Raw genomic sequence first — 26529 nt, forward strand, 5'->3', positions numbered from 1 at the left:
AAATACACCTTTCCGGGAGGCTTGCCTTGTGCTTGTCGGGGGTGAGCAAGGCGCTTCCGCTTTTCTTATGAAAATTAACTATAAAAGGTGATCCCATGGCGAACGATCATGTTCTGACCGCTGAACAAGTCATCGACAGAACGAAAGTATATTTAAATGATGAGCATGTGGCGCTTGTTGAGAAGGCATATGAATATGCCAGACATGCCCATCGTGAACAATATAGAAAATCGGGTGAGCCTTACATCATCCATCCCATTCAAGTAGCAGGCATTTTGGCCGATTTAGAGATGGATCCATCTACGGTTGCAGCCGGTTTTCTTCACGATGTTGTAGAGGATACTGACGTCACGCTAGCTGATATAAAGGCTGCCTTTAACGAAGAAGTGGCCATGCTTGTTGACGGTGTAACAAAGCTTGGAAAAATTAAATATAAATCGAAAGAAGAGCAGCAGGCAGAAAATCACCGGAAAATGTTTGTGGCCATGGCACAGGATATTCGTGTCATCTTAATCAAGCTGGCAGACAGGCTTCATAATATGCGTACCCTCAAGCATTTGCCTGCCGAAAAACAGCGGCGTATTTCCAATGAAACATTAGAAATTTTTGCCCCTCTTGCTCATCGTCTTGGAATTTCAAAAATTAAATGGGAGCTTGAGGACACCGCTTTAAGATATTTAAATCCGCAGCAATATTATCGAATTGTGAATCTTATGAAGAAGAAGCGGGCTGAGCGGGAGCAATATCTTGAAGATGTAATCGATGAGATGCGCACCCGAATGAATGAAGTTTCGATTCGATCAGATATATCCGGCAGACCTAAGCATATATATAGCATTTATCGTAAAATGGCTTTGCAAAACAAGCAATTTAACGAAATCTATGATTTGCTTGCTGTCAGAATTGTTGTGAATAGCATTAAGGATTGCTATGCTGTCCTCGGTATTATCCACACATGCTGGAAGCCAATGCCTGGCCGCTTTAAAGATTATATTGCGATGCCGAAGCAAAATATGTACCAATCTCTTCATACGACAGTCATAGGGCCTAAAGGTGATCCGTTAGAAGTGCAAATTCGTACATTCGAAATGCACCGAATCTCTGAATTCGGGATTGCCGCTCACTGGGCGTATAAAGAAGGAAAAAAGGTCAATGATAGATTGTCCATTGAAGATAAGCTAACATGGTTCCGCGAAATACTAGAGTTTCAAGACAGCTCCAATGATGCGGAAGAATTTATGGAATCTTTAAAAATTGATTTATTCTCTGATATGGTGTTTGTGTTTACACCAAAAGGCGATGTCATTGAGCTGCCATCAGGTTCAGTTCCCATTGACTTTGCGTACCGGATTCACTCTGAGATTGGAAATAAAACAATCGGCGCGAAAATAAACGGGAAAATGGTCACACTCGATTATAAGCTGAAAACTGGCGATATTATTGAAATTTTGACATCCAAGCACTCATATGGCCCAAGCAAGGATTGGCTAAAGCTAGCACAAACGTCACAAGCCAAAAACAAAATTCGTCAATTCTTTAAGAAACAAAGAAGAGATGAGAATGTTGAAAAGGGCAAAGAGCAAATTGAAAGAGAAATCCGCAATATGGATTTCGATTTGAAAGAAATTCTTACTGCTGAAAATATTAAACGAGTTGCCGAAAAGTTTAATTTCATGAATGAAGAAGATATGTATGCAGCCGTAGGCTATAACGGTGTTACGGCGCTTCAAGTAGCGAACCGCTTAACGGAAAAGCTTCGGAGAAAACGTGATTTGGAACAAGAGGCTGATATAACAAATGCTGTTTCCGAGTTAAGATCATTCCCATCTACTAAAAAGCGTGAATCAGGGGTCCGGGTGTCCGGTATAGATAATTTGCTTATCCGACTTTCCCGCTGCTGTAATCCGGTTCCAGGGGACGAAATTGTCGGCTTTATTACGAAAGGACGCGGAGTCTCTGTTCACAGAGCTGATTGCACGAATATTGGTAATGATGAGGCAAAAGAAAGACTTATTCCTGTTGAATGGGAAACGGATTTAAATGACCGGAAAGAATACAGTGTTGAAATCGAAATTACTGGCTTTGACAGGCGAGGATTGCTTAATGAGGTATTGCAGGCAGTGAATGAATCAAAAACGAATATTTCCGCTGTATCTGGCCGTTCAGACCGAAATAAAGCGGCAACGATTAATATGACCATTGCCATTCACAATGTAAACCATTTACAGAAGGTTGTCGAACGGATTAAACAAATTCCTGATGTATATGCGGTTCGCAGGATCATGAATTAAGGAGTATTGTTATGCGAGTAGTTGTACAACGAAGCAAAGAAGCAAGCGTCACAGTAAACGGTGAGATAGTCGGGAGTATTCCAAAGGGCTTTGTCCTCTTAGTAGGTGTGACCCATGAAGACGATCATAAGGATGCTGAATTTTTAGCTGATAAAATTGCCAATCTACGAGTCTTTGAAGATGAAGGCGGAAAAATGAATTTATCGATACTGGATAAAGGCGGGGAAATTTTATCGGTTTCCCAATTCACCTTATATGGAGATTGCCGGAAAGGGCGCAGGCCAAACTTTATGGAAGCTGCTAGACCCGAACACGCATTGAAAATATATGAAGCCTTTAATGCCTATCTTCGTGAAAAAGGATTAAAGGTTTCAACAGGTGAATTTGGCGCCATGATGGATGTACAATTAATCAATGATGGACCAGTAACACTTATAGTTGACAGTAAATAAGAAAAGTGTAAGCGCCTTGGTCACCCCCGACAAGCACAAGACAAGCCTCACGGAAAGGTGTATTTTCCTTTCTGGGAGGATTGGCTTGTGACCTCGAGGTCGACAAAAACGCGACGTCCTGTCGCATTGTCGACACTAGTACGTCCTGTACGTCGGGGGTAGGCGCTGAAGCTAGACAATAGAAAAGGTCAGACATTTCATACGTGTGTATGAATGTGTCTGACCTTTTTGACGTTAAAATCCTAGTTCCCCTTAAAATACCTAGCTAGCCCCTGGTAAATACCTGTCGTCACCGAATCTTGAAATTGACCGGAAGATACGAGTATTTCTTCCGTCGGATTGCTGAGGTAGCCTAGTTCTACCAGAATGGCATTGCGCTTATTTTCTCTTAATACATAATAGTCGCCGAAACGATAGCCGCGGTCCTTCAGATTTGTCTTAGACGTAATGGAGGAGTGAACACTTGCAGCTAAATTCTTTTGATAGGAATGATAATAATAGGTGGTCATTCCATGAACACTCCGGTCTAACATACTATCATAATGAATACTAATAAAGGCATCGGCGTTATGATAATGTGATGTGTACACGCGTGATGATAGAGGGATATATGTATCATTATTACGAGTTAATATGACGTTAGCCCCTGTAGATTTCAATTTTTCATATAAGCCTTGAGCTGTCTGCAGCGTTAATGTTTTTTCAAGCGTCCCTCTAGCCCCTGTTGTTCCGTTGTCTCTTCCGCCATGACCGGGGTCAATAACAATTTTTTTATTCTTTAAATTTAATTCAGAACCTGGTTTTTCAATCATTGGTGCTGAGCCGTTTACTGAAACAATCCAACCGGCAATATAGCCGCTAGTCCCATTAGCGAGACGAATTTCATACCAATCATTTTGGATGCTAATAATATCAAATATTTCTCCCTGATTGGCTCTATGTACTACTTCAGATTGAGTATTTGCACTTTTTCTAATGTTAGATCCATCATGAATAATTGTAAGAGAGCTATCCTTCACTTTTTGCTCATTTACCACTGGTTGAGCGGTTTCAGACTTGTCCAAATACCAGCTGGCCACCCAGCCAAACAATCCCTTTTCATACTCGATTTTTGTCCAGTTATTGGCTTCTTCGATCATTTGATAGGTTTCGTTTTGTTGTACCGAACCAATTGCTTTTCCACTAAGAGAGGCTGTATCCCTTACAGTTAATGATGTTGCTGTAACCTTCACTGTTTTACCCGAGCTTGTTGAGTTGCTTTGTTGTTTTTCGGGATCAGGGCTATTGGAAGCGGCCATATCCATTTGAATATATTGGCTGCTAATCCATGCCTTCGTCCCAGAAAAGGAAATTTCAGTCCATTCGCTCGTTTGAGATAATACCTTTACATTTTCACCTAAACTTAACTTTCCAATTATAGAACTATTTAGAGAAGGCGAGCTTCTGACATTTAAGGAATTCACTGTTATGCTGCCATTCAATTTTCCTTCTGCACTAATAGCTTTACTGCTCGTTTGGATTTGGATAAAGTCATTGGAGACCCAGCCATTGCCGAAAGGGGTTTGGAGATTCACCCAATTCCCATTCGTACTGTGAACCGTATATGCTTCTCCTTTACTAACTGTTCCAATCACGGGAAAGCTTGTTCCTGGACCTTTTCTAATTCGAAGGCCATCTGTTGAAATGATTGCTGTTTTGTTCTTCTCTAATTTTTCTGAGGAATTGTTTGAGCCAATCGTGTTTTCCTTCGTCACGAGCCAATTAGCTACCCAGCCGCGAACACCGTTTCCGAGCTGAACTTCGATCCAATCATTTTTCTCGGAAAGGGAAGGATATTTTTCTCCCTTTTTTGCCTTTGCAACGATCGGATAGCTTAAACCGGGACCTTTGCGAATATTCAAGCTATCTGTTCCCACTGTGACAATTTGGTTTACTGCTTTTGCTGCTGAAGGGGAAGTGGCTAATCCTATGAAGAGAACTGTGCAAAAAAATAAGAGAATTTGTTTCTTGAGCATTCGCTCCCTCCTTTTTTGAAAGATTCACATCTTAAAGAAAAACAAATTTAGTATTTTTAGTCAAGCTTTTCCTTTTACTAAATGATATTACTTCTCTTTAGATCGGTTTAATTCCTTCCCAATGAGGTAAAAAGTTTCGAAAATATGTGTCTGATTACTGCCTATTGTCGAAATATCATTAATTATTTGCGTTTTTTCAATTAAAGAAAAAAGCTATTCCAAATGAAATAGCCTTTTTCTGTATATTTAATTTTTTTCGTGTAGATTACCTAGTTCATTTCCGGATTCTGACACATATCTTAAAAGTGACTGTAACTTATCTTTGTGGTTTTATTTATATAGCTCACAAAGGATTTTTTGAGGCGCTGCATTGGCCTCTTTTTTTTGTTTTTTTCATAAAAGCTGTCTATAGGTTTCATGCATCCTGCTGTTATAGCATTTGAATTGATTTTATATGGGAAAGCCTCAAACATACAATCTCCCCTTTTGCGAGTATTATTTCTGCGAGGTGATTTTCAATCTTTTTTAACAGCCCCACTTTTTTAGGATCTTTTCCTCCATCAAAAATGATAAGTTTTCCTGCTTCTTTTTTTAACTGATCCTCCAAATCAGGAAGTAAAGGAATATTCGATGGATTTACTCGCAAGTGTACGGGACTTTTGTTTGCAGTTTGGTTTAAGCTGTTTAAAGTATATGGCGAAGAATTTTCATTAAAAGGGGCAAGCCATTTTATATGATCGATCGCAATATAAATCAACTTATAAACGGGTGAATAAAAAGCTACATAGTCATTGTAGACGTTTGTTATATACCCATAGTAAGATAAACTTTTTCCTACATAAATTTCTGTAAACACTGCCTTTGATTTGTTTAATACTTCTTGAATAGTAAGGACATCCATTTTTGCAAATTCAGAAGATTCACTAGGCGAATCAACATAATCATCTTTGTTGCTGTTAATCTGGAAATGATGAATGTGCAACAAAGGGATATATAAATACCGCTCCCCATTAAAGATGACAACAATATCTTTTCCTGCGTCAAGCAAAATCCCAGTAATTGTTTCTTTTCCTAGCTGTAAATTAACTTGTTTACCTTGTAAAGTGATTAAATCAGTCAAAGTTTTTTCCTCCTTAAAAGGTTTCAAAAATTTATTTTAGGCAAATACCATTTGTACCCAGTAGTACAATAAGAACAAGGTGAAGATTGTAGATATTGGGATGACGACTAATGACACGCTTAGATAATCCTTCCATTTCACTTTCACTTTATGCTTCTTAAGAATATACAGCCAGATCAAGGACGCAAGTGTACCGATTGGAAGCAATAAGGAGCCCATATCGCTGCCGATGATATTTGCAAGATAAATTGTCTTTAAAGTAATGGGATCAAGCCCCATTTCTGTTAAAGTTATCGTCCCAACCATCAAGGCTGGATGATTATTAAAGATATTAGAGAGAAGTGAAACGAGCCCGCCCATCGTAAAGCTTGCATAAAGCAGCCCTTGGTTGACAATTGGTTCACATAATTTCACGAGGAATGCCGTCAGTCCTACATTGTGAAGTCCGTAAATAATGACGTACATAGAAAAGGCGAAAATCAGTATGTGCCAAGGAGTCTTTATCAAAATATCAACGGGGTTTGTTCGCAGGTGATACCATCGCCATACTAGCAAAGCAACGGAACCGAGCACAGCAACTAGAGAAATAGGAATGGAGAGAAAAGAGGCTACAAACAATAAACATCTCATGATAAAAACAAACAGCAATACTTTTAACATAAACTTTGTACGTTTTCTCTTCGTTTCAACAGATAGTTTTCCTTTTAAAGGATGGAAGTTTTTTGTGAAAAAACTCTCCTCGATCTCATAAGTGGAATTAGGCAATTTCTTTGGCAGTTTTTTCTTCACTACGACAAACATTAACCAAGACATAAACAGTAAACCTAATGTTGCAGGTACGAACATCATGGCAGTATGCATGTAGAGCGTCATATCGACAATTTCCAATGCAATGAGATTCACGATATTGCTTACGCCAATGGGAGCACTTGAAGCGGTAGCTGTAAGAGCGCCGCTTAATAGGTAAGGGATTTGCTGATGGGGTTTTAGCTGCAGGTTTTTCAGTAATAGAATTAAAATCGGTGTTGTAATTAAGATGCTTCCATCATTATTAAATAAAAGTGTCATCAAAAAGCAGAGCAGCTGAACGTACCAATATAGACGGTAGCCTGACCCTTTTGCCATACTAGCTAGCCGGGCAGCTGCCCAGTGGAAGAATCCGAAGCTTTCTAATATGACTGCCATGACAATTGTCGCCATAATCGTAATAGATGCTCCGCCAATCTTGCTGATAATATCCTCAATGTTTGCTCGGGATACGATGCCTGTCAGTAAAATGATCCCTGCACCAACAGCAGCTGGATAAGCTTCATTGAGCCCCTTTGGCCTCCAAAAAATGACCAGCATGGTCGTGACAAATACAAAAATGGTAATTCCTAATTCAAATGACATTTTCTCACTCCATTTCTTTTTTTCGGAGCAGAGTCAACTGACCCTGCATGTCCGCTTGCTTATATTTATATTCGCCTTTAAAAAGAAGGAACTAGATTATTGACCAAATTTGTCTAAATGTATGTTTGTCTAATAGAGACAATTGCATGATTAGATGAGTGTCTATTAAATTCCAGTCTTATTTTTACTAGTTGTTCATCCAGAAAATTGCATTTTCTATTCCAAAAGTGGGAAGGATAGGAGATGACAACATAATGAAGGGTGAATAAAATGAGATTTGGTGAAAAGGGAGCATCTGCCCACATGGGAGAAAACCAGTTATTTGGAGTAGATTTTCATGACTTTATTCAAAAAGAGCAGGGCTCAAATATGGTGGAATTAGCTTCAGAGTTTGGGCTATCTGTCAGAGATGTTCGTAAATTAAAAAAACATTTAGAACGATCTTAACTAACGCTATTGACAATCCGATTGTTGATACGTATGATAATATAAATATTAGGATGAAATATTTAACCGTTGATGAAGAATAGTAGTTAAGCTCCACATGAAAAGAGAAGAAATGTCATAGGCTGAAAGCATTTCTGCATGATGATTTAATGAAAGAACACTTCGTAGGTTTCTCTCTGAAAGAGGCATTCCCTTTAGTAGGAGCTGAACGTTCACAGGCGTTAACTGTAAAAGAGGAAGCACGTTCTTTTTTGGACGTCTTCAATTAGGGTGGCACCACGGGAAATTATAAGCTCTCGTCCCTTGTATTGTATATACAAGGAGGCGGGGGCTTTTTTATTTTATAAAAAATACTACTTTTTTATTGAAATAGGAGGATTCGGAAATGACATCGATTCAAATACCGAGGGGAACCCAAGATATTCTCCCAGGTGAAATTGAAAAATGGCAGTTAATAGAGGAAAAAGCAAGAGACCTTTGCGAGAGGTTTCAATACAGTGAAATTAGAACCCCGATATTCGAGCACACGGAGTTGTTTTTGCGCAGTGTTGGGGATACGACTGATATTGTTCAGAAGGAAATGTACACATTTGATGACCGCGGAGATCGCAGCTTAACGTTAAGACCAGAGGGGACAGCTGCAGTTGTTCGTTCCTTTGTTGAAAATAAAATGTTTGGTGGCGCAACTCAGCCTGTAAAGCTTTATTATATGGGACCGATGTTCCGCTATGAGCGCCCACAGGCGGGACGATACCGCCAATTTGTTCAATTTGGCGTTGAGGCTATTGGAAGCAATGATCCAGCCATTGATGCGGAGGTTATCGCTTTAGCTATGAGCCTTTATAAAGAACTGGGCTTGGAAAAGATAAAGCTAGTCATTAATAGTCTCGGTGATAAAGAAAGCCGAAATGCACATCGAGAAGCGTTAGTAAACCATTTTAAGCCTAGAATAGACGAGTTTTGTCAAGATTGCAGAAGCAGACTAGGGAAAAATCCAATGCGAATTCTCGACTGTAAACAAGACAGAGACCATGAGCTAATGAAGTCAGCTCCATCGATTATTGATTACTTAAATGACGATTCCAAGAAATATTTTGAAAAAGTACAGCAGTATTTAACTGATCTTGATATTGCATTTGAAGTGGATCCAAATCTAGTTCGCGGTCTTGATTATTATAACCATACAGCTTTTGAAATTATGAGCAATGCGGAAGGGTTTGGGGCTATTACGACTCTTTGTGGAGGCGGACGGTATAATGGTCTCACTGAAGAAATAGGCGGTCCTGAAGCACCGGGAATCGGTTTTGCCATGAGTATTGAACGTTTTATCGCTGCTCTAGAGGCTGAACAAATTAAACTGCCGATTAATGAAAAGATTGATTGCTATCTCGTTTCGCTGGGGGAAGAAGCAAAAGACTATACAGTTGGATTGCTGCATAAGCTTCGCCTTGCTGGCTTCTCAGCAGAAAGAGATTATTTAAATAGAAAAATAAAAACACAGTTTAAAGCGGCAGATAGGTCCAATGCTAAATATGTGGCGATTTTAGGGGAAGACGAACTGAAAGCTAATAAAATCACCCTAAAATCAATGGAAACCGGTGACCAGACAGAAATGGAACTGAATACATTTGTGGAAAAATTCATAGAGTTGGCTAGACAATAGGAAAAGCGGAGGCGACTGTACAACCCTGACAAGCATAAGGCGAGCTGCTAAGAAGGTTGTAGTTTACCTTCTTGGCAGATTGACTTATGACCTCGAAGGGTTAGGAGCCGGAGCTAGACAATAGGAGGAATAAGAATGTTTGGGAGAACGTACTACTGCGGAGAAGTGACAGAATCTGCCATTGGAGAAAAAGTTATTTTAAAAGGCTGGGTACAAAAGCGCCGTGATTTAGGTGGATTAATCTTCATCGATTTACGTGACCGGACTGGCATTGTCCAAATTGTTTTTAATCCCGAAGTATCACAAGAGTCACTGGCTGTAGCGGAAAAAGTAAGAAATGAATATGTCCTTGATATTGAAGGAGAAGTCATCGCCCGCGGAGAAGGCACGATCAATGAAAATATTGCTACTGGGCGCATTGAAGTACTAGTTAAAAAGATTTCAATTTTAAACGAAGCGAAAACTCCCCCATTCATGGTAGATGACAAAACAGATGTTTCCGAGGATATTCGTCTAAAATATCGATACCTCGACTTGAGAAGACCGGCTATGTTTGAAACATTAAAAATGCGTCATCAAGTGACAAAAGCGATGAGGGATTTTCTAGATGGAGAAGGCTTCCTTGATATCGAAACACCAATTTTAACGAAAAGCACGCCAGAAGGAGCACGTGACTATTTAGTTCCTAGCCGCGTACATCCTGGTGAATTCTATGCATTGCCGCAGTCGCCGCAAATTTTTAAACAGCTATTAATGGTAGGCGGCTTTGAAAGATATTATCAAATTGCCCGCTGCTTCCGTGACGAGGATTTGCGTGCGGACCGCCAGCCAGAATTTACGCAGGTCGATATGGAAATGAGCTTTATGAGCCAGGATGAAATAATCTGCCTCATGGAAAACATGATGAAAAAGGTCATGAATGAAGTAAAAGGACTTGATATTCAACTTCCATTCCATCGAATGACCTATCAGGAGGCAATGGCCCGCTTCGGATCTGATAAGCCTGATACACGATTTGGCATGGAATTAACTGATTTATCGGAGATAGTGAAGGACTCCAGCTTCAAAGTGTTTGCAGGAGCCGTATTATCCGGTGGCCAAGTGAAGGCAATCAATGTGAAAAATGGCGGCAGCCAATATTCAAGAAAAGATATTGACGCCTTAACAGAATTTGCCGCTGTTTATGGGGCAAAGGGTCTTGCTTGGTTAAAGGCAGAAGAGGACGGATTAAAGGGACCAATTGCTAAATTTATCACAGAGGAACAACAAAAGGCAATGACAGCCACTCTTTCTATTGAAACGGGAGATTTATTGTTATTTGTGGCTGATAAGAAAAGCGTTGTAGCTGATGCACTTGGCGCACTTCGTTTAAAGCTTGGTAAAGAGCTTGGTCTAATCGATCAAAGCAAGTTTAACTTCCTTTGGATTACAGATTGGCCATTATTAGAATATGATGAAGAGGCAGGCCGTTATTTTGCGGCACACCATCCGTTCACAATGCCATTTAGAGAGGATTTGGAGCTTCTTGAAACAAATCCATCTGAGGTTAGAGCTCAAGCCTATGACCTTGTATTGAACGGTTATGAGCTTGGCGGCGGATCGCTTCGTATTTTTGAAAGAGCGGTTCAGGAAAAAATGTTTAATGTCCTAGGCTTTACACAAGAGGAAGCAAATGAACAATTTGGTTTCTTAATGGAAGCCTTTGAATATGGTACGCCTCCACATGGCGGAATTGCTCTAGGCTTAGACAGATTAGTCATGCTGCTGGCAGGAAGATCTAATCTTCGTGATACGATTGCATTCCCGAAAACAGCAAGTGCAAGCTGTCTATTAACAAATGCTCCTGGAGAAGTAAGTGCAGCCCAATTAAATGATCTGCACTTAGCGTTAAACGTAAAAAAATGAGCTTGGACCTATAATTGCTTGCTTGAAAGAGTATAGTGAGTATGATAAAATACAAGTAATCTTTAAAGAGTCCTGATGTGTTCGTTGTGTAACCTGACATTTTGACCGAACATCTATCCTTCGGGAGTCCAGAGTTTTCTATAGCTGCGTAAATGCCTCATGGATTGAGGACTTACATATGCAGAAACAGGACACCCACCTGCTTTGTGCGGGTTCAAAACGAAGGCATCTAAGCGACGGCACGATTGGGACTCTTTTCCTACATATGATTTCAAAATCTATTCCACTCAGAGTGGAATAGATTTTTTTGTTTTGGTTCGAGTGAAAAAATGCCTCGATCGGTCATCAACCGCTCCATCTGGTGCCCGTAGAAGGTGAAAAAGGCCCCGGCCGGTCATCAATCGCGCCAACTGATGCCCGTAGAAGGTGAAAAAGGCCCCGGCCGGTCATCAATCGCGTCATCTGGTGCCCGTAGAAGGTGAAAAATGCCTCGATCGGTCATCAGTCATGTCATCTAATGCCCTCGGAAGTGGAATATTGCCACCAGCGGGCATAAGTTACTTTTTTAATAAAATTTAAGCTCTATGATTTGTTTTTTAAGAAAGCAAAAAAGCCTGCAGATTGACAGGCTTGAAGGATATGGAATTATTTTACGGCCAAATATTCATCAGTAATAATTTTTATTATCGTCTGAACGGGCAATATTTGCTTAATTTCAGACACTCTTGCGCCAGCGAATACGAGGCCATTTTCTACGTCCCCGCCTACAGATTTTAAAAGTGAATCCAATGTGCAAAAGCGGTAAGAGCAGTTTTTTAAGCAATCATGGCATTTATCGATTTTTAATTTTCCTGTGCCAGAAATTAAATCGGTAAATTTATTTTTAATGGCTCTTCCTTGCAGGCCAACCGTTGTTTTAACAAGGATGGTGTCTTCTTCATTCGCATTTACATATTTTTCTTTAAAGGCTAATGGGGCGTCACATTCCTCGCTGGCAACAAACCTTGTACCCATTTGTACACCCGAAGCCCCCATTTGAATGGCTTTAGCTACATCTTCTCCGGTTAAGATACCGCCAGCTGCAATGACTGGAATGTTAACGGCTTCTACAACTTCTGGAAGGATTTCAAATAAGGGGCGGTCTGTTCCTAAATGTCCGCCTGCCTCACAGCCTTCAACTACAACTGCGGATGCTCCTAATCTTTCAGAGAGTCTTGCAAGCTTAGCTGTAGAAACTATGGAAATTACCGGAGTTCCACTCTCTTTCCCCCAGGAATACATATCGCGTGAAATTCCTGCACCTGAAATAATAAAGTCTACTTTTTCCTCAATCGCAGCCTTCATTTTTTCGGCAAAATCATTCATTGCAAATAATACATTCACGCCAATATAGCCTTTTCCGATGATCTTTTCCTTTGCCGTTCTAATATGAAACTTTAGTTCATCTGTTGTAATCCCTGTTCCAGATATGATTCCAATCCCACCAGCATTTGCTACAGCAGAAGCAAGTCCGCTCAGTGATATGCCAACACCCATACCGCCTTGAAGGATGGGAAATTTTGGTTCCATATGGCCAATTTTTAATTGTGGTAAGTTCAAAGTATAACCCCATTTCAATTGTCTAGGAATGTTTAGGTTCATGCAATTATTAGATTATCATGATAATTAAATAAAAGATGTGATTTATATTACTAGGTACTAATAGTTGCTATTAATTTTTTCGATAAAAAAATAGCAAAAAAATAAATCTCTTTAATCCAATGGTGATACTTATTTTTTATAAAAAGTATGGTATATTCAATATCGGGAAAAACAAAAGTAACACCAATGTTTTTATTAATTTTGAAAGTGTTATGGAGCTGAGAATATATGTTGCATCAATTTTCAAGAAATGAACTTGCTATCGGCAAAGAAGGGCTAGACATCATGAAAAACAGCACGGTCGCTGTTCTTGGTGTTGGCGGTGTTGGAACATTCGCTGCAGAAGCATTAGCCCGATCAGGTGTTGGGCGTTTAGTATTGGTAGATAAAGACGATGTCGATATAACAAATGTAAATCGTCAGATTATTGCCTTGCTTTCTACTGTAGGACAGCCAAAGGTTGATTTAATGAAGGAGCGGATCAAGGATATTAATCCGGAATGTGAAGTAATCGCTCTGAAAATGTTTTATACAGAGGAAACGTACGAGCAGTTTTTCGAGTATGGTCTTGACTTTGTCATCGATGCATCTGATACCATTTCTTATAAAATTCATTTAATGAAGGAATGTTTAAAAAGAAATATCCCGTTAATTTCAAGCATGGGTGCTGCGAATAAAATGGATCCAACCCGTTTTCAAATTGCTGATATTTCTAAAACCCATACAGATCCTATCGCAAAAGTAATCCGCACTCGATTAAGAAAAGAAGGAATTCGTAAAGGAATCCCAGTTGTATTTTCAGATGAAAGTCCGATCGTCATCCGTGAAGATGTCAGAATGGAAGTTGGTAAAAACGATGCTACGATCCGAAAAGCAAAAATGCCGCCTTCCTCCAATGCTTTCGTCCCATCTGTTGCTGGATTAGTTATGGCTAGCCATGTTGTCAGACAACTTCTGAAAAATATTCAAGTGAATCGTGTGAAAGACGAGAAAAAATAGGTGATAAAGTCCAGTTAATTACTATTACTGGGCTTTTTTCAGTTTATATAATCCGATGAATAAACTATAGAGGAAAGAGAGAAATAAATGAGAACCATTGTCGAAATTCAAAACGTAACAAAAACCATTAAAGGCAGAACAATTATTGATTCTCTAAGCTTTAATGTTAATAAAGGGGAAGTGTTTGGTTTTCTTGGACCAAACGGTGCCGGAAAGACAACCACCATTCGAATGATCGTGGGGTTAATTGGGATGACATCTGGTGATATCAAAATCCTTGGCCACAGTATCAAATCGGATTTTGAAAAAGCTATTACTCATGTAGGTGCCATAGTTGAGAACCCTGAAATGTATAAATTTATGAGTGGCTATCAAAACCTTGTCCATTATGCAAGAATGTCTAAGGGAGTAACGAAAGAAAAAATAAATGAGACTGTTGAGCTTGTCGGTCTAACAGATAGAATCCATGACAAGGTGAAAACTTATTCCCTCGGTATGAGGCAAAGATTAGGACTTGCTCAATGCCTTTTACATGATCCTAAAGTATTGATTCTTGACGAGCCAACCAATGGATTAGATCCTGCCGGAATTAGGGAGATTAGGGATCATTTAAGAATGCTTGCCAGGGAAAGGGATATGGCAGTGATCGTATCAAGCCACCTTTTATCTGAAATGGAAATGATGTGTGACCGTATCGGGATTATTCAAAAAGGAAAGCTCATTGATGTCCAGCTTATCAGCGATTTTGTCCAAGGTAATGAAAAGGTTTATGAGATTGAAGTTGATGATAAAGAGAAAGCGAGTTTTGTAATAAGGGAGTTATATTCTGATCTGCAGGTGCAGCTGATTGAGAATGGCATTGCGGTTCCGTTAAAAAGAGAGGCTGTTCCAGTTATAGTAAAAGAGCTCGTTAATAATGAAATACAAATTTATGGAATTAAAGAAATGACAAAAACACTAGAAGATCGTTTCCTAGAAGTAACTTCCAAGGAGGGAACTAATCATGTTTAGACTAATTCAAAATGAATGGATGAAAATATCTAAACGGCCTGGGACGTATGTCATGATTGGAATTCTCCTTTTAGTTACAACGATAGCTGGCGGTTTTGTTAAATATCAGGAAACGAGAGGAGCTGTTCCAGATAATTCTGAATGGAAAAGGGGACTACAAGTTCAGAATGACAGTTATAAAAAGCAATTAGAAGAAATGGGCAGTTCTGCACCTAGAGAAATGAAGGATCATTATGAGAGAGAAATAGCACTAAATACGTATCGAATCGACCATGATATTTCTCCAAATGTTGATTATTCAGTCTGGGGATTTGTGAATGATGCTTCACAGACGATTGAATTTGTAGGATTATTTACAATCATTATTGCAGCAGGAATTGTAGCAAGTGAATTTAATTGGGGAACCATTAAGCTGTTATTAATCAGACCAATAAAAAGAGGAAAAGTTTTACTGGCAAAATATTTAACAGTTTTGATATTTGGTTTATTCATGCTTCTTCTATTGTTCGTTTATTCTGCAGGTCTTGGAGCGATTCTATTCGGATTGCCTGAACACTCTACTCCTTATTTAAACTATTTTAACGGGAAAGTGACCGAACAAAGCATGCTTGCACATTTAATTTCTTATTACGGTCTTAAATCAATTAATATGCTGATGCTTGCTACAATGGCCTTTATGATTTCAGCAGCATTCAGAAATAGTTCACTTGCAATTGGCTTGTCCTTATTCCTATTATTCATGGGAGGTCAAGTAACTAGATTAATCTCGTTGAAATATGAGTGGGCGAAATATGTATTATTTGCAAACACAGATTTACTGCAATATTTTGAAGGGTCTCCAATGGTTGATGGAATGTCATTAGGCTTCTCCATCACCATGTTAGTTTTATATTTCACATTATTTCAAGCAGTGGCTTTCTATGTATTTAAGAAAAGGGACGTTGCGGCGTAAAAAATAGCACAGAAGAAATCGATAGTAAACTGATTTCTTCTGTGCTATTATTTTTGCAGATTTGAATAGATAACTGACAAAGCCTGTTCAAATTTACCCGTTTTCTTTGGCTGATAATAAACCTTATTTTTAATATTATTAGGAAGGTATTGCTGCTTAACCCAGCCGCCTTCATAATCATGTGGATATTTATAATCAATGCCCCTGCCAAGGTCCTTGGCCCCAGCGTAATGGGCGTCCTTGAGGTGATCTGGAACTTCACCGCTGATTCCCTTCCTAATATCTGCAAGGGCTGTATCAATTGCCATAATGGCAGAGTTTGATTTCGGTGATAAGCATAACTCAATGACTGCATTGGCAAGTGGAATTCTTCCTTCTGGAAAACCGACTCTTTCGGCTGCTTCAATCGCTGCGAGCGTCCTTGCGCCTGCCTGTGGGGAAGCTAGTCCGATATCTTCATAGGCAATTACTAGTAATCGTCTGCTAATGCTTTGCAAATCCCCTGCTTCAATTAATCTTCCTAAATAATGCAAAGCGGCATTGACATCGCTCCCCCGGATCGATTTCTGAAATCCGGATAGGACATCGTAATGCGCATCCCCATCTTTATCATGAGTTAAGCTTTTTCGCTGCATGCATTCTTCAGCTGCCGCTAAATCAATTTGAATGATGTTTTCGCTATTAGGTTCAGTTGATAAAACAGCCAGTTCTAAGGCATTTAAAGAGCTTCGTACATCACCGTTCGAAGCAGATGAGAAATGCGTAAGTGCCTCTTCTGTTACTTGCACATGCTTTTCACCTAATCCTCGCTCCTTATCCTCGATTGCTCGGAGCAAAGCCTCTTTAATATTTTCAACTGATAAAGGCTTTAATTCAAAAATTTGACAACGGCTGCGGATCGCAGGATTAATGGCATGATACGGGTTGCTTGTTGTGGCGCCAATTAATGTAATCATTCCGTTTTCTAAATAGGGGAGGAGGAAATCTTGCTTCCCTTTATCTAGCCTGTGTACTTCGTCAAGGAGGAGGATCACTTTGCCGGACATTTTTGCCTCGGCAGCAACGATTTCCATATCTTTTTTATTATTCGTAACAGCGTTTAAGTTCCGAAAGGCGAATCGGGTGCTTCCGGCAATTGCGCTGGCAATGGATGTTTTGCCGATTCCGGGAGGTCCGTATAAAATCATTGAGCTCAGCTGTTTCGCTTTTACCATGCGATTAATAATTTTTCCTTCTGCTACAAGATGTTCTTGCCCAATGATTTCCTCAATCGTCCGCGGTCTCATTCGGAATGCTAGTGGCTTAATATTCAATTTCATCACTCCAAAACTTCTAGTGCTTTTCACGAAGGTACAATATTAATAAACATACCATAATAATAAGATTCACAAAATGATTATCACTTTTAAATATGCTATAATAACAAAAGTCTATCTATATACTAAGAATAAGCTTTACTTACGGGGAGAAATGAACAGGTGAATATGATCAAAAGGGGTCAAATAGGTCCTAGATTTTTTGTTTTTATAGCAGGTTTGCTCGTTATGACTCTTGGGACTGTGCTTTTAATCCTTGCTGATTTAGGTGCAACACCATGGGATGTTTTACATGTTGGGCTATATTATAATTTAGGGCTCACCATTGGAACATGGACTATAATTATTGGGATTGTCATATTGGCCGCGTCATCAGTTATATTGAAGGAGTTCCCGAAAATAGGTGCTTTTTTAAATATGATTTTATTTGGTTTGTTTATGGATTTTTATTTAATGCTTCCCTTTATGCAAACCCCATCTTCCCTTGTAGGAAAAATCATCATGTTTGTTTGCGGAATTATTATTTGCTGCTACGGAATGGGCATTTATATTTCCGCACAATTTGGAGCGGGACCAAGGGATAGCCTTATGATCGCTTTAACATCAAAAACAGGCTGGAAAGTAGCCCATATTCGGCTTTGCATGGAAATTGTTGTGCTATTCATTGGCTGGCAGCTCGGAGGACCTGTTTTTTGGGGAACAATTATTATCGGAATTTCGATTGGTCCGATAGCAGGTATTGCTTTGCCGCAATGCCAGAATTTAACGGACCGGTTTTTAGTTAAAATGAAAGCGAAAGCAGAAATACGAGCTTTAAATGAAAAAGATAGAGGTGTTAGTTCATGAAAATATCAACAAAAGGCCGCTATGGTTTAACGATTATGATGGAATTGGCAAAGAAGCATGGGGAAGGTCCTATTTCTTTAAAATCAATTGCTCAGACAAATGATCTGTCTGAGCACTATTTGGAACAGCTCATTGCTCCTTTACGAAATGCAGGCTTAGTAAAGAGTATCCGAGGAGCTTATGGCGGATATATTTTAGGAGATCTTCCAGCAAATATTACATCTGGAGACATTATACGTGTCTTGGAAGGCCCGATAAGTCCTGTAGAAGGGATTGAAGACGAGGAGCCAGCGAAGAAGCATCTTTGGATGAGAATACGTGATGCAGTGAAAGATGTGCTGGATAATACAACACTAGAGGATTTAGCGAATTATAAAGATGATGGGGATACGGACGGCTATATGTTCTATATTTAAAAGTTGAAAATGAAGAAGGTGAAAAATTTGGAGCAGATTTACGTTGATCATGCAGCAACTTCTCCGATGCACCCGAAAGTGATTGATAAAATGATGGAGGTTATGAATGCTGAATTTGGCAATCCTTCCAGCATTCATTCTTTTGGCCGAGGTGCCCGCCATATAATCGACGAGGCCCGGGCAGAAATTGCAAGGAGTATTGGTGCACAAGCGAATGAAATTATCTTTACTAGCGGAGGAACAGAAGCAGATAACCATGCGATTTTTGGTGTTGCCCATTCTAATCAGCATAAAGGGAAACATATAATTACAACCCAAATTGAGCATCACGCTGTCCTTCATACTTGTGAACAGCTGAAGAATCTTGGATTTGAAATTACCTACTTGCCAGTTGATCAAGAGGGGAGAATTTCTTTAGCGGATCTTGAGAACGCCTTAAGAGATGATACGATCCTTGTAACGATTATGTATGGCAATAATGAAGTTGGAACAATACAGCCAATAAAGGAAATTGGCCAAATCTTAAAAGAACATCCTGCGATATTTCATACTGATGCGGTTCAGGCATACGGTCTTGAAAAAATTAATGTGAAAGAATGCGGAATTGATTTAATGTCTGTTTCGGCACATAAGATGAATGGACCAAAAGGGATTGGATTCTTATATGCAAATACAGAAATTAAACTTGCACCGAGGCTTTTTGGAGGGGAGCAGGAAAGAAAAAGACGAGCAGGCACTGAAAATGTGCCGTCCATTGCCGGGTTTTTGGAGGCTGTTCGCATCTCCCAGCAGGAAATGGAAACGAAGAGGGAAGAATATCTTAAGTTTAAATCGGTTTTTATCAAAAAACTTTCCGAAAACAATATAGAATTTTTCCAAAACGGATCGCTTGATTTTTCTTTGCCTCATGTTTTAAACTTAAGCTTTCCCGGAACGAATGTTGAAGCGATGCTTGTGAATCTTGATTTAGCCGGCATAGCTGCATCTAGCGGCTCGGCCTGTACAGCAGGCTCGATCGATCCGTCACATGTGCTTGTGGCCATGTTCGGCAAGGATGATCCACGCATTCAAAACTCCATTCGTTTTAGTTTTGGCCTATTCAATACTTTGGAACAAATTGAAAAGGCTGCGGAAGAAACAAGCAGAATCGTTAAGCGATTAACAACATAGAAACTTTGTAAAAAAAAGCGTGGTGAAATTACATGAATAAACAGCCTAAAGATACAAGGGTAGTCATCGGGATGTCAGGCGGTGTAGACTCATCCGTTGCAGCCCTATTGTTAAAACAACAAGGGTATGATGTCATTGGGATTTTTATGAAAAACTGGGATGACACAGATGAAAATGGCGTTTGTACAGCAACTGAAGATTATAATGATGTCATTCGAGTCTGCAATCAAATTGGGATTCCTTATTATGCTGTTAACTTTGAAAAGCAATATTGGGATAAAGTATTTACCTATTTTCTAGATGAGTATAAGGCTGGCCGGACTCCGAACCCTGATGTCATGTGCAATAAAGAAATTAAATTTAAAGCTTTTCTTGAGCATGCGATGAAGCTCGGTGCAGATTACTTGGCGACGGGACATTATGCGAGAGTCGATTTCCGCGATGGAGAATATAAAATGCTTCGAGGCATTGATGAGAATAAAGATCAAACATATTTCCTTAACCAGCTTGGACAGGATCAGCTAGAAAAAGTGATGTTCCCAATCGGCGATATTGAAAAGTCAAAGGTCAGAGAAATTGCTATTGAGGCAAATCTTGCTACAGCGACTAAGAAGGATAGTACAGGAATTTGCTTTATTGGCGAACGAAATTTCAAGGAATTCCTTGGAAGTTATTTACCAGCTCAGCCTGGCAATATGGAAACCTTCGATGGCAAAGTAATGGGAAAACATGATGGTCTAATGTATTATACCATTGGCCAGCGGCATGGATTAGGCATCGGTGGAGCGGGTGAACCTTGGTTTGCGATTGGAAAGGACTTAGAGAGAAATGTTCTGATTGTCGGTCAAAGCTTCCACAATGAAAAGCTCTATTCTCACTCTATTACAGCCGTAAACATAGGCTGGGTATCGGACAAAGAAAAGCCGAAAACCTTTAAATGTACAGCCAAATTCAGGTACCGTCAGCCTGATAATGATGTAACTGTTGAGTTGCTTGAGGATGACAAAGTAAGAGTCATTTTTGATGAACCGATAAGAGCGATCACTCCTGGACAGGCAGTAGTTTTTTATAATGGGGATGAATGCCTGGGCGGCGGAACGATTGATGAAGTATTCAAAGACGGAAAGCGACTTGATTATGTCGGATAAACTAATTTAAACATGATGTAAGGGCTTCTTCGGTTCTGTTATAACAGAGCCGATGAGCCCTTTTTTCTCGTTTGAAACCTTAAAGAATATGCTATACTTCTAAATGGAACGGAGTGAATTTTAAATGGACAAAAACCAATTAGGTATTCAATATATGGAAGAAGGAAAATGGGAAGAGGCGGCAACGGTATTTATGGAAGCCATAGAGGAAAAGCCTGAAGATCCGACCTCTTATATAAATTTTGGGAATGTGTTATCAGTTGTGGGAGAAACGGAAAAAGCATTAAAGTTTTATGAAAAAGCAATTAAGTTGGATGAAAATGCGGCTGCGGCTTATTATAGTGCAGGAAACTTGCTTTACGATCTCCAAAATTTCCAAGAGGCAAAGAAAATGTTTGAAACCGCGATGAAAAAGGGAATGGAATCCGGCGATAATTATTTTATGCTTGGATTATCTTTAATAGCGATGGAACAAGGAAAACTAGCTTTGCCCTATCTACAAAGAAGTACAGAATTAAATGAAAATGATGCTGAAGCATTGTTCCAATATGGCTTATGCTTGGCACAAGAGAACTTCATTGATGAATCGATCATCCAGCTAAAGAAATGTACTCAAATCGATCCTAATCATGCAGATGCTTATTATAATCTCGGAGTCGCATATGGATTCAAGGAAGAGGAAAAACAAGCACTGCAATATTTCGAAAAAGCATTAGAAATTCAGCCAGACCATCTATTGGCAGGATACGGAAAAAAGTTAATTGAAAAAGGAACTGCTGAGTAGTTAATTGAAGTATAAAGGGAAGGAGGCAGAGTGATGGATAACCAAGGCTCACAGGGGACTTTAGATTTATTTTCTGAACAGGACAAGAAGTATATGAAAGGTCGGCATCTTGTAACGATTTTTCATAATGAACAAAATTTATATACAGTTTTACGGATTAGAGTGGACGAAACGAATCATCATTATGAAGATAAAGAAGCAGTTATTACAGGATATTTTCCGAAAATGCATGAGCAGGAAACATATATTTTTTACGGAGATTTGAAAGACCACCCTAAATTTGGAGTTCAGCTTCATGCCAGCCATTATCGCAAAGATATCCCTCAGACTAAACAGGGCGTTGTCAACTATCTTTCCAGTGAATTATTTAAAGGCATCGGTAAAAAAACAGCCGAAAATATCGTCGATGTATTGGGAGAAAATGCAATCACTAGAATTCTAAATGAACCTTCCCTTCTTGACGGAATCCCAAAACTGCCTCCTGAAAAAGCGAAGTCCCTATACGATACACTCATGCAGCATCAAGGTATTGAGCAGGCGATGATTGCTTTAAATGAGTACGGATTTGGACCACAGCTTTCAATGAGGATTTACCAATTCTATAAAGAGCAGACGATAGAAACAATCCAGAATAATCCTTATAGGCTCGTAGAGGATATTGAGGGAATTGGTTTTGGCAGGGCAGATGAGCTTGGATATAAGCTCGGAATATCGGGCAATCATCCAGCAAGAATTAGAGCAGCCTGCCTTTACATATTGGAAATGGAAAGCATGCAGGCTGGGCATGTATATGTAGAAGCAAGAGAACTTCTTCAAAGCACGCAAAGACTTTTAGAGGAAAATAAGCGTGATGAAATTGAATTCAATGATATTTCCAAAGAAGTTATAAAGCTTCAAGAAGAGGGGAAAATCATGGTCGAGGAGCAAAGGTTATATTTGCCTTCGCTTTATTTTTCCGAAAAGGGACTTGTTACAAATATCAAACGAATTTTGAACCAAACTCAATATGATGAACAATTCCCGGAATCTGAGTTTCTTCTTGCACTTGGAAAATTAGAAGAACGTCTAAAGGTTCAATATGCGCCGACACAGAAAGAGGCAATCCAAACGGCGCTTATGTCTCCGATGCTGATACTAACTGGTGGCCCAGGAACAGGAAAGACAACGGTTATTAAAGGAATTGTTGAATTATATGCGGAACTGCATGGCTGTTCGTTAAATCCTAAAGACTACAAGAAAGAGGAGCCCTTCCCATTTCTTTTAGCCGCACCAACAGGAAGGGCAGCAAAGAGAATGGCGGAATCCACAGGCTTGCCTGCAGTCACGATTCACAGACTGCTTGGGTGGAATGGAACCGAGGGGTTCGATCGTGGGGAAGAAAATTTATTGGAAGGTAAAATCTTAATCGTTGATGAAACGTCCATGGTTGATATTTGGCTGGCCCATCAGCTATTCAAAGCCCTTCCGGAACATTTGCAAGTAATTTTAGTCGGGGATGAGGATCAGCTTCCATCGGTGGGACCGGGTCAGGTTCTCAAGGATTTGCTGCGTTCCGAGAGAATTCCAACTGTTCGGTTAACTGATATCTACCGTCAAGCTGAAGGATCTTCGATTATCGAGCTTGCTCATGAAATGAAAAAGGGAAAACTTCCGATAAATGTGACCGCTCAGCAATCCGACAGATCCTTTTTTCAATGCAGTCCAGGGCAAATCGCAACGGTCGTTGAAAAAGTTGTTTCAAATGCAAAGAAAAAGGGATATACAGCAAAGGATATTCAAGTTCTGGCACCAATGTATAGAGGTCCGGCAGGTATTGATAAATTGAATGAGATTCTTCAGGAGATTCTCAATCCGAATCCTGACGGAAGTCGGAAAGAGCTCATCTTTGGGGATATTAAATACCGAATAGGCGATAAAGTTCTCCAGCTTGTTAATCAGCCAGAAAGCCATGTTTTTAACGGGGATATGGGGGAAATCATTTCTATTTTCTATGCAAAGGAAAATACAGAAAAACAGGATATGATTATTGTGTCCTTTGATGGAATAGAAGTAACTTATACACGTCAAGACTTAAATCAAATTACCCTTGCCTATTGCTGCTCTGTTCACAAATCACAGGGAAGTGAGTTTCCAATTGTGATTCTGCCGGTTGTGAAAAGTTATTATCGTATGCTGCGAAGAAATTTATTGTATACAGCGATTACCCGCAGTAAACAATTTCTCATATTATGTGGGGAAGAAGAAGCATTTAGATTAGGAGTAGAAAGAACAGATGAATTATCAAGGCTCACTACTCTAACTGAAAGGCTGCAGGAGACCATTTTGGACTCGAATGAAGTTGAAAAATCTGAAGCTGACGGTGATGAATTTCCAATTTATGAAGTGCTCATGAAAGTAGATCCATTAATAGGAATGGAAAAAATCACGCCGTATGATTTTATGGAAACAGAAAGAAGCTAAGGAAGAGCGGTTATAAAAAACTGTTCTTTTCTTAGCTTTTTTATTTGGGGGGTTATTGAATTGGGCAAATGGAATGAGGAAGCAGCTCCAAATAATAATATGACAGCGGTAGAAAAAAGTAAGTCTAAGCTTGTAAAAAGCAAGCAAGAAGTGGAGTTTTCTGAAGAGCTTTCAGATGGCGGAGAACGAAATGAAAGGTTCAATAAGCCAAGATATAACAAGAAATAACAATCCTTCAAAAATGATTTTAATGGGGAGATTGGTAACTGAATTACCTTATTTTTAGATGAAAGAACACGCAAACTATAAATGTTCCGGAAGGGTGGGACATCTTTTGCGGACATTTTCACTATTAAAAGGACTACCAGTTATAGAAATAAAAAGTGGCACAAAAATTGGCGAGGTTTTTGATATAAGCATTTCAAACGATGGGGTTGTTACAGGCTTAATTGTTCGAAAAGGCGCTCTCTTCAAAAAATCACTTTTACTTGAAGTGAAGAATGTTTCATCATTTGGATGGGATGGAGTCATGGTTGAGACCGAACAGGCTCTCGAGCCAATAAAGAAAACGGACGAATACACCTTTGATAGCCAAAACAGGCTAATTGGGAAAATGATGATGACAAGAGAAGGGGAACGGCTAGGGTTATTAGAGGATGTATATTTTCAAGAAGAAGTGGGGACAATTGTAGGGTATGAACTATCGGATGGCTTTTTTTCAGATATGCTGGAAGGAAAACGCGTGGTAAAAACCGAGGCTCCCCCTGCAATTGGAAAGGACGCTATCATTGTGAACGTAAAAGAGTGAGGTGTCTGCTCCATGTTAAAATGTCCTAATTGCCAAAGCAAAGATATTGGAAAAATTGGTATCAGTCAATATTATTGCTGGGGCTGCTTTATTGAGCTAACCATTTCTAAAGGTGTCATTAATACCCATCAGGTTGAAGAAGATGGAACATTGAGTTCACTTGATGACCTATTTGAAGAAGAAGAACGCCGATATCTTTCCTAGAAGTTTCGGACTTCTAGCCCATCGTTGCATTAACAAAAAAATATTGTAACGAGGTGATTAGATTGAAAAAAATGATAACTACAGCCATGGCATTCGGTGCTGGAATGGCTGCCTATAACCTTGTTCAAAGAAATAACCTAATGTCGCAGCGTCAAATGAAAAAACTGCAAAGAAGAATGACCAAACTATTTTAAACTTGAGAGAGGCTAACACTTTATTCGTGTGTTAGCCTTTCTTTTTTGGGTGAATAATTTACACAATTTGTACGAAAAATAAAAAATATTAAGGAGGGAGAACGTGGATATTCGGTTAAAATGGTATTACCGCTTAGGTTTTCTCCTTCTTTTATTTATAGTCTTATTTGTTTTTTTGAAGCTAAGAGAGTTATGGCTGCCCATTTTAAAAGTTACATTTGCCGTGCTGCTTCCATTCATTATTGCAGCCTTTATATCTTATTTGCTTCATCCAATTGTGGAAAAACTTCATAATAGCGGTCTTCATAAAGGAATTGCTGTTTTCGGCATTTATATCTTATTTTTTGGAGGGATTGGTTTGGCCCTTTATAAAGGGATCCCAGCCTTCATACATCAATTAGAAGATCTTTCAGAGAATGCGCCGCAATTTGCGAATCAATATCGAGGTTGGATTGATATCATCCAAGAGAAAACCTCATCATGGCCAGAGGGGATTCAGACAAGAATTGATGAAGGGATTCTCGCTATGGAATCTTCTTTAGATAAGATGCTTTCGAAAAGTGCTAATATCCTAATAAATATATTAAATTATTCTATTATTATTGCCCTTATTCCGTTTATATCTTTTTATATGATCAAGGATTATGAATTAATGAAACGGACCGTGTGGTATTTAACACCTAGAAAATGGAGGCAAGAAGGCATATTATTTTTGCGGGATATTGATAAGTCTCTTGGAGGCTATATACGAGGACAGATCATTGTCTGTGTGGCTATAGGAGTTATATCTGCACTGCTCTTTTGGTTCGTTGGGATGAAATATCCATTGCTGCTTGGTTTAATAATTGGCTTAACAAATGTGATCCCCTATTTCGGTGCATTTGTCGGTGCCATCCCAGCAGTCATTATTGCTTTCGCGATATCAATTAAAATGGTGATCATTTCGGTTATTATCGTATTTGTCCTGCAATTTCTCGAAGGCAACATATTATCCCCAATGATTGTTGGGAAAAGTTTAGATATGCACCCGCTAGTCATTATGTTTGCCCTTTTGGCTGGAGGGGAAGCAGGCGGTGTCATCGGCTTAATCATTGCCGTGCCTGTTTTGGCTGTTATAAAAGTAAGTCTCGTCCATGCTAGATCCCACTTTATTAAAGGACCTAACTCAAAATTTTCGCGTTCTTGAAGGAAATGTTGACAAACATGAATTTAACTCGTTATAATTCAGACTATATTAGAAAAGCTAAACCTAGAAAATACGAAGAAGGAACGAGTATGTTATAGACCATCTAAAG

24 protein-coding genes, 1 other RNA gene and 2 other annotated features (1 of these 27 only partly in view) are annotated in these 26529 nt (G+C 39.3%); of the genes, 20 read left to right on the top strand and 5 right to left on the bottom strand.

What is annotated here, in order from left to right:
• Positions 1–95 precede the first annotated feature (95 nt).
• Both AR328_RS07965 and dtd read left to right on the top strand, forming a co-directional pair.
• The gene (locus tag AR328_RS07965; protein WP_066292994.1) at positions 96–2291 is read left to right on the top strand and encodes a RelA/SpoT family protein; all 2196 of its coding nucleotides are present in this window, start codon (positions 96–98) and stop codon (positions 2289–2291) included.
• Positions 2292–2302: 11 nt separating this feature from the next.
• A complete protein-coding gene (gene dtd, locus AR328_RS07970) occupies positions 2303–2743 on the top strand; it encodes a D-aminoacyl-tRNA deacylase (protein WP_066292999.1) in 441 nt (146 codons plus the stop codon).
• Between the two features lie 242 nt (positions 2744–2985).
• Here dtd and AR328_RS07975 read toward each other — a convergent pair whose 3' ends face one another.
• The 3 genes from AR328_RS07975 to AR328_RS07985 all read right to left on the bottom strand — a co-directional run bounded on the left by AR328_RS07975 (position 2986) and on the right by AR328_RS07985 (position 7270).
• Complete coding sequence (locus AR328_RS07975; protein WP_066293007.1) at positions 2986–4758, bottom strand: SH3 domain-containing protein; 1773 nt, start codon at positions 4756–4758, stop codon at positions 2986–2988.
• A gap of 430 nt (positions 4759–5188) precedes the next feature.
• Positions 5189–5878: a hypothetical protein gene (locus AR328_RS07980; protein ID WP_066293010.1), complete on the bottom strand. Its 690-nt coding sequence runs from the start codon at positions 5876–5878 to the stop codon at positions 5189–5191.
• A 36-nt stretch (positions 5879–5914) separates the two neighbouring features.
• Complete coding sequence (locus AR328_RS07985) at positions 5915–7270, bottom strand: arsenic transporter (RefSeq protein ID WP_066293013.1); 1356 nt, start codon at positions 7268–7270, stop codon at positions 5915–5917.
• Between the two features lie 270 nt (positions 7271–7540).
• Between AR328_RS07985 and AR328_RS22790 the strand changes: the two genes are divergently transcribed.
• From AR328_RS22790 to ssrS, 4 genes are all read left to right on the top strand, one after another.
• The gene (locus AR328_RS22790; protein ID WP_066293021.1) at positions 7541–7717 is read left to right on the top strand and encodes an RNA polymerase subunit sigma-70; all 177 of its coding nucleotides are present in this window, start codon (positions 7541–7543) and stop codon (positions 7715–7717) included.
• A 60-nt stretch (positions 7718–7777) separates the two neighbouring features.
• Positions 7778–8024 (top strand) — a binding site (T-box leader).
• Between the two features lie 78 nt (positions 8025–8102).
• Complete coding sequence (hisS, locus tag AR328_RS07995; RefSeq protein ID WP_066293024.1) at positions 8103–9380, top strand: histidine--tRNA ligase; 1278 nt, start codon at positions 8103–8105, stop codon at positions 9378–9380.
• Between the two features lie 135 nt (positions 9381–9515).
• Entirely contained in the window at positions 9516–11285 is a 1770-nt protein-coding gene (aspS, locus tag AR328_RS08000) for an aspartate--tRNA ligase (RefSeq protein WP_066293031.1), read from the top strand.
• A 66-nt stretch (positions 11286–11351) separates the two neighbouring features.
• Positions 11352–11541: non-coding RNA, 6S RNA (ssrS, locus tag AR328_RS08005), on the top strand.
• Between the two features lie 389 nt (positions 11542–11930).
• Here ssrS and AR328_RS08010 read toward each other — a convergent pair.
• Positions 11931–12902 (bottom strand): NAD(P)H-dependent flavin oxidoreductase, encoded by a 972-nt coding sequence (locus AR328_RS08010; RefSeq protein WP_197414442.1) that lies wholly within the window; start codon positions 12900–12902, stop codon positions 11931–11933.
• Positions 12903–13154: 252 nt separating this feature from the next.
• Between AR328_RS08010 and AR328_RS08015 the strand changes: the two genes are divergently transcribed.
• The 3 genes from AR328_RS08015 (at position 13155) to AR328_RS08025 (ending at position 15888) form a co-directional block, all read left to right on the top strand.
• Positions 13155–13925, top strand: coding sequence for a tRNA threonylcarbamoyladenosine dehydratase (locus tag AR328_RS08015; RefSeq protein ID WP_066293039.1), 771 nt, complete (start codon positions 13155–13157; stop codon positions 13923–13925).
• Between the two features lie 87 nt (positions 13926–14012).
• On the top strand, positions 14013–14936 hold the full coding sequence (locus AR328_RS08020) for an ABC transporter ATP-binding protein (RefSeq protein WP_066293041.1): 924 nt from the start codon (positions 14013–14015) through the stop codon (positions 14934–14936).
• Positions 14929–15888: an ABC transporter permease gene (locus tag AR328_RS08025; RefSeq protein ID WP_066293044.1), complete on the top strand. Its 960-nt coding sequence runs from the start codon at positions 14929–14931 to the stop codon at positions 15886–15888. The genes AR328_RS08020 and AR328_RS08025 overlap by 8 nt, the downstream gene beginning before the upstream one ends.
• A gap of 47 nt (positions 15889–15935) precedes the next feature.
• On the opposite strand, the gene AR328_RS08030 is transcribed toward AR328_RS08025, so the two are convergent.
• Positions 15936–17195 (bottom strand): replication-associated recombination protein A, encoded by a 1260-nt coding sequence (locus AR328_RS08030; RefSeq protein ID WP_197414443.1) that lies wholly within the window; start codon positions 17193–17195, stop codon positions 15936–15938.
• 177 nt (positions 17196–17372) lie between these two features.
• Between AR328_RS08030 and AR328_RS08035 the strand changes: the two genes are divergently transcribed.
• The 11 genes from AR328_RS08035 to AR328_RS08075 all read left to right on the top strand — a co-directional run bounded on the left by AR328_RS08035 (position 17373) and on the right by AR328_RS08075 (position 26420).
• Entirely contained in the window at positions 17373–18050 is a 678-nt protein-coding gene (locus AR328_RS08035) for a YczE/YyaS/YitT family protein (protein WP_197414444.1), read from the top strand.
• Positions 18047–18466, top strand: a complete 420-nt coding sequence (cymR, locus tag AR328_RS08040) for a cysteine metabolism transcriptional regulator CymR (RefSeq protein ID WP_066293052.1) — start codon at positions 18047–18049, stop codon at positions 18464–18466. Before AR328_RS08035 ends, cymR begins: the two co-directional genes overlap by 4 nt.
• A gap of 27 nt (positions 18467–18493) precedes the next feature.
• Positions 18494–19636 (top strand): cysteine desulfurase family protein, encoded by a 1143-nt coding sequence (locus AR328_RS08045; protein WP_066293060.1) that lies wholly within the window; start codon positions 18494–18496, stop codon positions 19634–19636.
• Positions 19637–19668: 32 nt separating this feature from the next.
• Positions 19669–20784, top strand: a complete 1116-nt coding sequence (gene mnmA / locus AR328_RS08050) for a tRNA 2-thiouridine(34) synthase MnmA (protein WP_066293066.1) — start codon at positions 19669–19671, stop codon at positions 20782–20784.
• Positions 20785–20908: 124 nt separating this feature from the next.
• Positions 20909–21568, top strand: a complete 660-nt coding sequence (locus AR328_RS08055) for a tetratricopeptide repeat protein (RefSeq protein ID WP_066293068.1) — start codon at positions 20909–20911, stop codon at positions 21566–21568.
• A 33-nt stretch (positions 21569–21601) separates the two neighbouring features.
• The gene (recD2, locus tag AR328_RS08060; RefSeq protein WP_066293071.1) at positions 21602–24028 is read left to right on the top strand and encodes an SF1B family DNA helicase RecD2; all 2427 of its coding nucleotides are present in this window, start codon (positions 21602–21604) and stop codon (positions 24026–24028) included.
• A gap of 60 nt (positions 24029–24088) precedes the next feature.
• The gene (locus AR328_RS22795) at positions 24089–24256 is read left to right on the top strand and encodes a hypothetical protein (RefSeq protein ID WP_197414429.1); all 168 of its coding nucleotides are present in this window, start codon (positions 24089–24091) and stop codon (positions 24254–24256) included.
• Positions 24257–24362: 106 nt separating this feature from the next.
• Positions 24363–24836, top strand: coding sequence for a PRC-barrel domain-containing protein (locus AR328_RS08065; protein ID WP_066293073.1), 474 nt, complete (start codon positions 24363–24365; stop codon positions 24834–24836).
• A gap of 12 nt (positions 24837–24848) precedes the next feature.
• Positions 24849–25040, top strand: coding sequence for a hypothetical protein (locus AR328_RS08070; protein ID WP_066293077.1), 192 nt, complete (start codon positions 24849–24851; stop codon positions 25038–25040).
• A gap of 71 nt (positions 25041–25111) precedes the next feature.
• Entirely contained in the window at positions 25112–25234 is a 123-nt protein-coding gene (locus AR328_RS22155; protein WP_231734789.1) for a DUF3918 family protein, read from the top strand.
• Between the two features lie 103 nt (positions 25235–25337).
• Positions 25338–26420 carry an AI-2E family transporter gene (locus AR328_RS08075; protein ID WP_066293080.1) on the top strand — a complete coding sequence of 361 codons (1083 nt, stop codon included), beginning with the start codon at positions 25338–25340 and terminating at the stop codon, positions 26418–26420.
• Positions 26421–26486: 66 nt separating this feature from the next.
• Positions 26487–26529 (top strand) — a binding site (T-box leader); it runs 169 nt beyond the window's last position.

The sequence above is a fragment of the Bacillus sp. FJAT-29937 genome (assembly GCF_001509555.1).
Taxonomy (GTDB): domain Bacteria; phylum Bacillota; class Bacilli; order Bacillales; family Cytobacillaceae; genus Cytobacillus.

What these genes read in the sequence shown, in the direction of transcription:
- AR328_RS07975 (WP_066293007.1), bottom strand. Translation starts at nt 4,758, where the DNA reads ATGCTCAAGAAACAAATTCTCTTATTTTTTTGCACAGTTCTCTTCATA.
- AR328_RS08035 (WP_197414444.1), top strand. Translation starts at nt 17,373, where the DNA reads ATGATCAAAAGGGGTCAAATAGGTCCTAGATTTTTTGTTTTTATAGCA.
- mnmA (WP_066293066.1), top strand. Translation starts at nt 19,669, where the DNA reads ATGAATAAACAGCCTAAAGATACAAGGGTAGTCATCGGGATGTCAGGC.
- dtd (WP_066292999.1), top strand. Translation starts at nt 2,303, where the DNA reads ATGCGAGTAGTTGTACAACGAAGCAAAGAAGCAAGCGTCACAGTAAAC.
- AR328_RS08015 (WP_066293039.1), top strand. Translation starts at nt 13,155, where the DNA reads ATGTTGCATCAATTTTCAAGAAATGAACTTGCTATCGGCAAAGAAGGG.
- AR328_RS22790 (WP_066293021.1), top strand. Translation starts at nt 7,541, where the DNA reads ATGAGATTTGGTGAAAAGGGAGCATCTGCCCACATGGGAGAAAACCAG.
- AR328_RS08055 (WP_066293068.1), top strand. Translation starts at nt 20,909, where the DNA reads ATGGACAAAAACCAATTAGGTATTCAATATATGGAAGAAGGAAAATGG.
- AR328_RS22155 (WP_231734789.1), top strand. Translation starts at nt 25,112, where the DNA reads ATGATAACTACAGCCATGGCATTCGGTGCTGGAATGGCTGCCTATAAC.
- hisS (WP_066293024.1), top strand. Translation starts at nt 8,103, where the DNA reads ATGACATCGATTCAAATACCGAGGGGAACCCAAGATATTCTCCCAGGT.
- cymR (WP_066293052.1), top strand. Translation starts at nt 18,047, where the DNA reads ATGAAAATATCAACAAAAGGCCGCTATGGTTTAACGATTATGATGGAA.
- AR328_RS08025 (WP_066293044.1), top strand. Translation starts at nt 14,929, where the DNA reads ATGTTTAGACTAATTCAAAATGAATGGATGAAAATATCTAAACGGCCT.
- aspS (WP_066293031.1), top strand. Translation starts at nt 9,516, where the DNA reads ATGTTTGGGAGAACGTACTACTGCGGAGAAGTGACAGAATCTGCCATT.
- AR328_RS07985 (WP_066293013.1), bottom strand. Translation starts at nt 7,270, where the DNA reads ATGTCATTTGAATTAGGAATTACCATTTTTGTATTTGTCACGACCATG.
- AR328_RS08070 (WP_066293077.1), top strand. Translation starts at nt 24,849, where the DNA reads ATGTTAAAATGTCCTAATTGCCAAAGCAAAGATATTGGAAAAATTGGT.
- recD2 (WP_066293071.1), top strand. Translation starts at nt 21,602, where the DNA reads ATGGATAACCAAGGCTCACAGGGGACTTTAGATTTATTTTCTGAACAG.
- AR328_RS08020 (WP_066293041.1), top strand. Translation starts at nt 14,013, where the DNA reads ATGAGAACCATTGTCGAAATTCAAAACGTAACAAAAACCATTAAAGGC.
- AR328_RS07965 (WP_066292994.1), top strand. Translation starts at nt 96, where the DNA reads ATGGCGAACGATCATGTTCTGACCGCTGAACAAGTCATCGACAGAACG.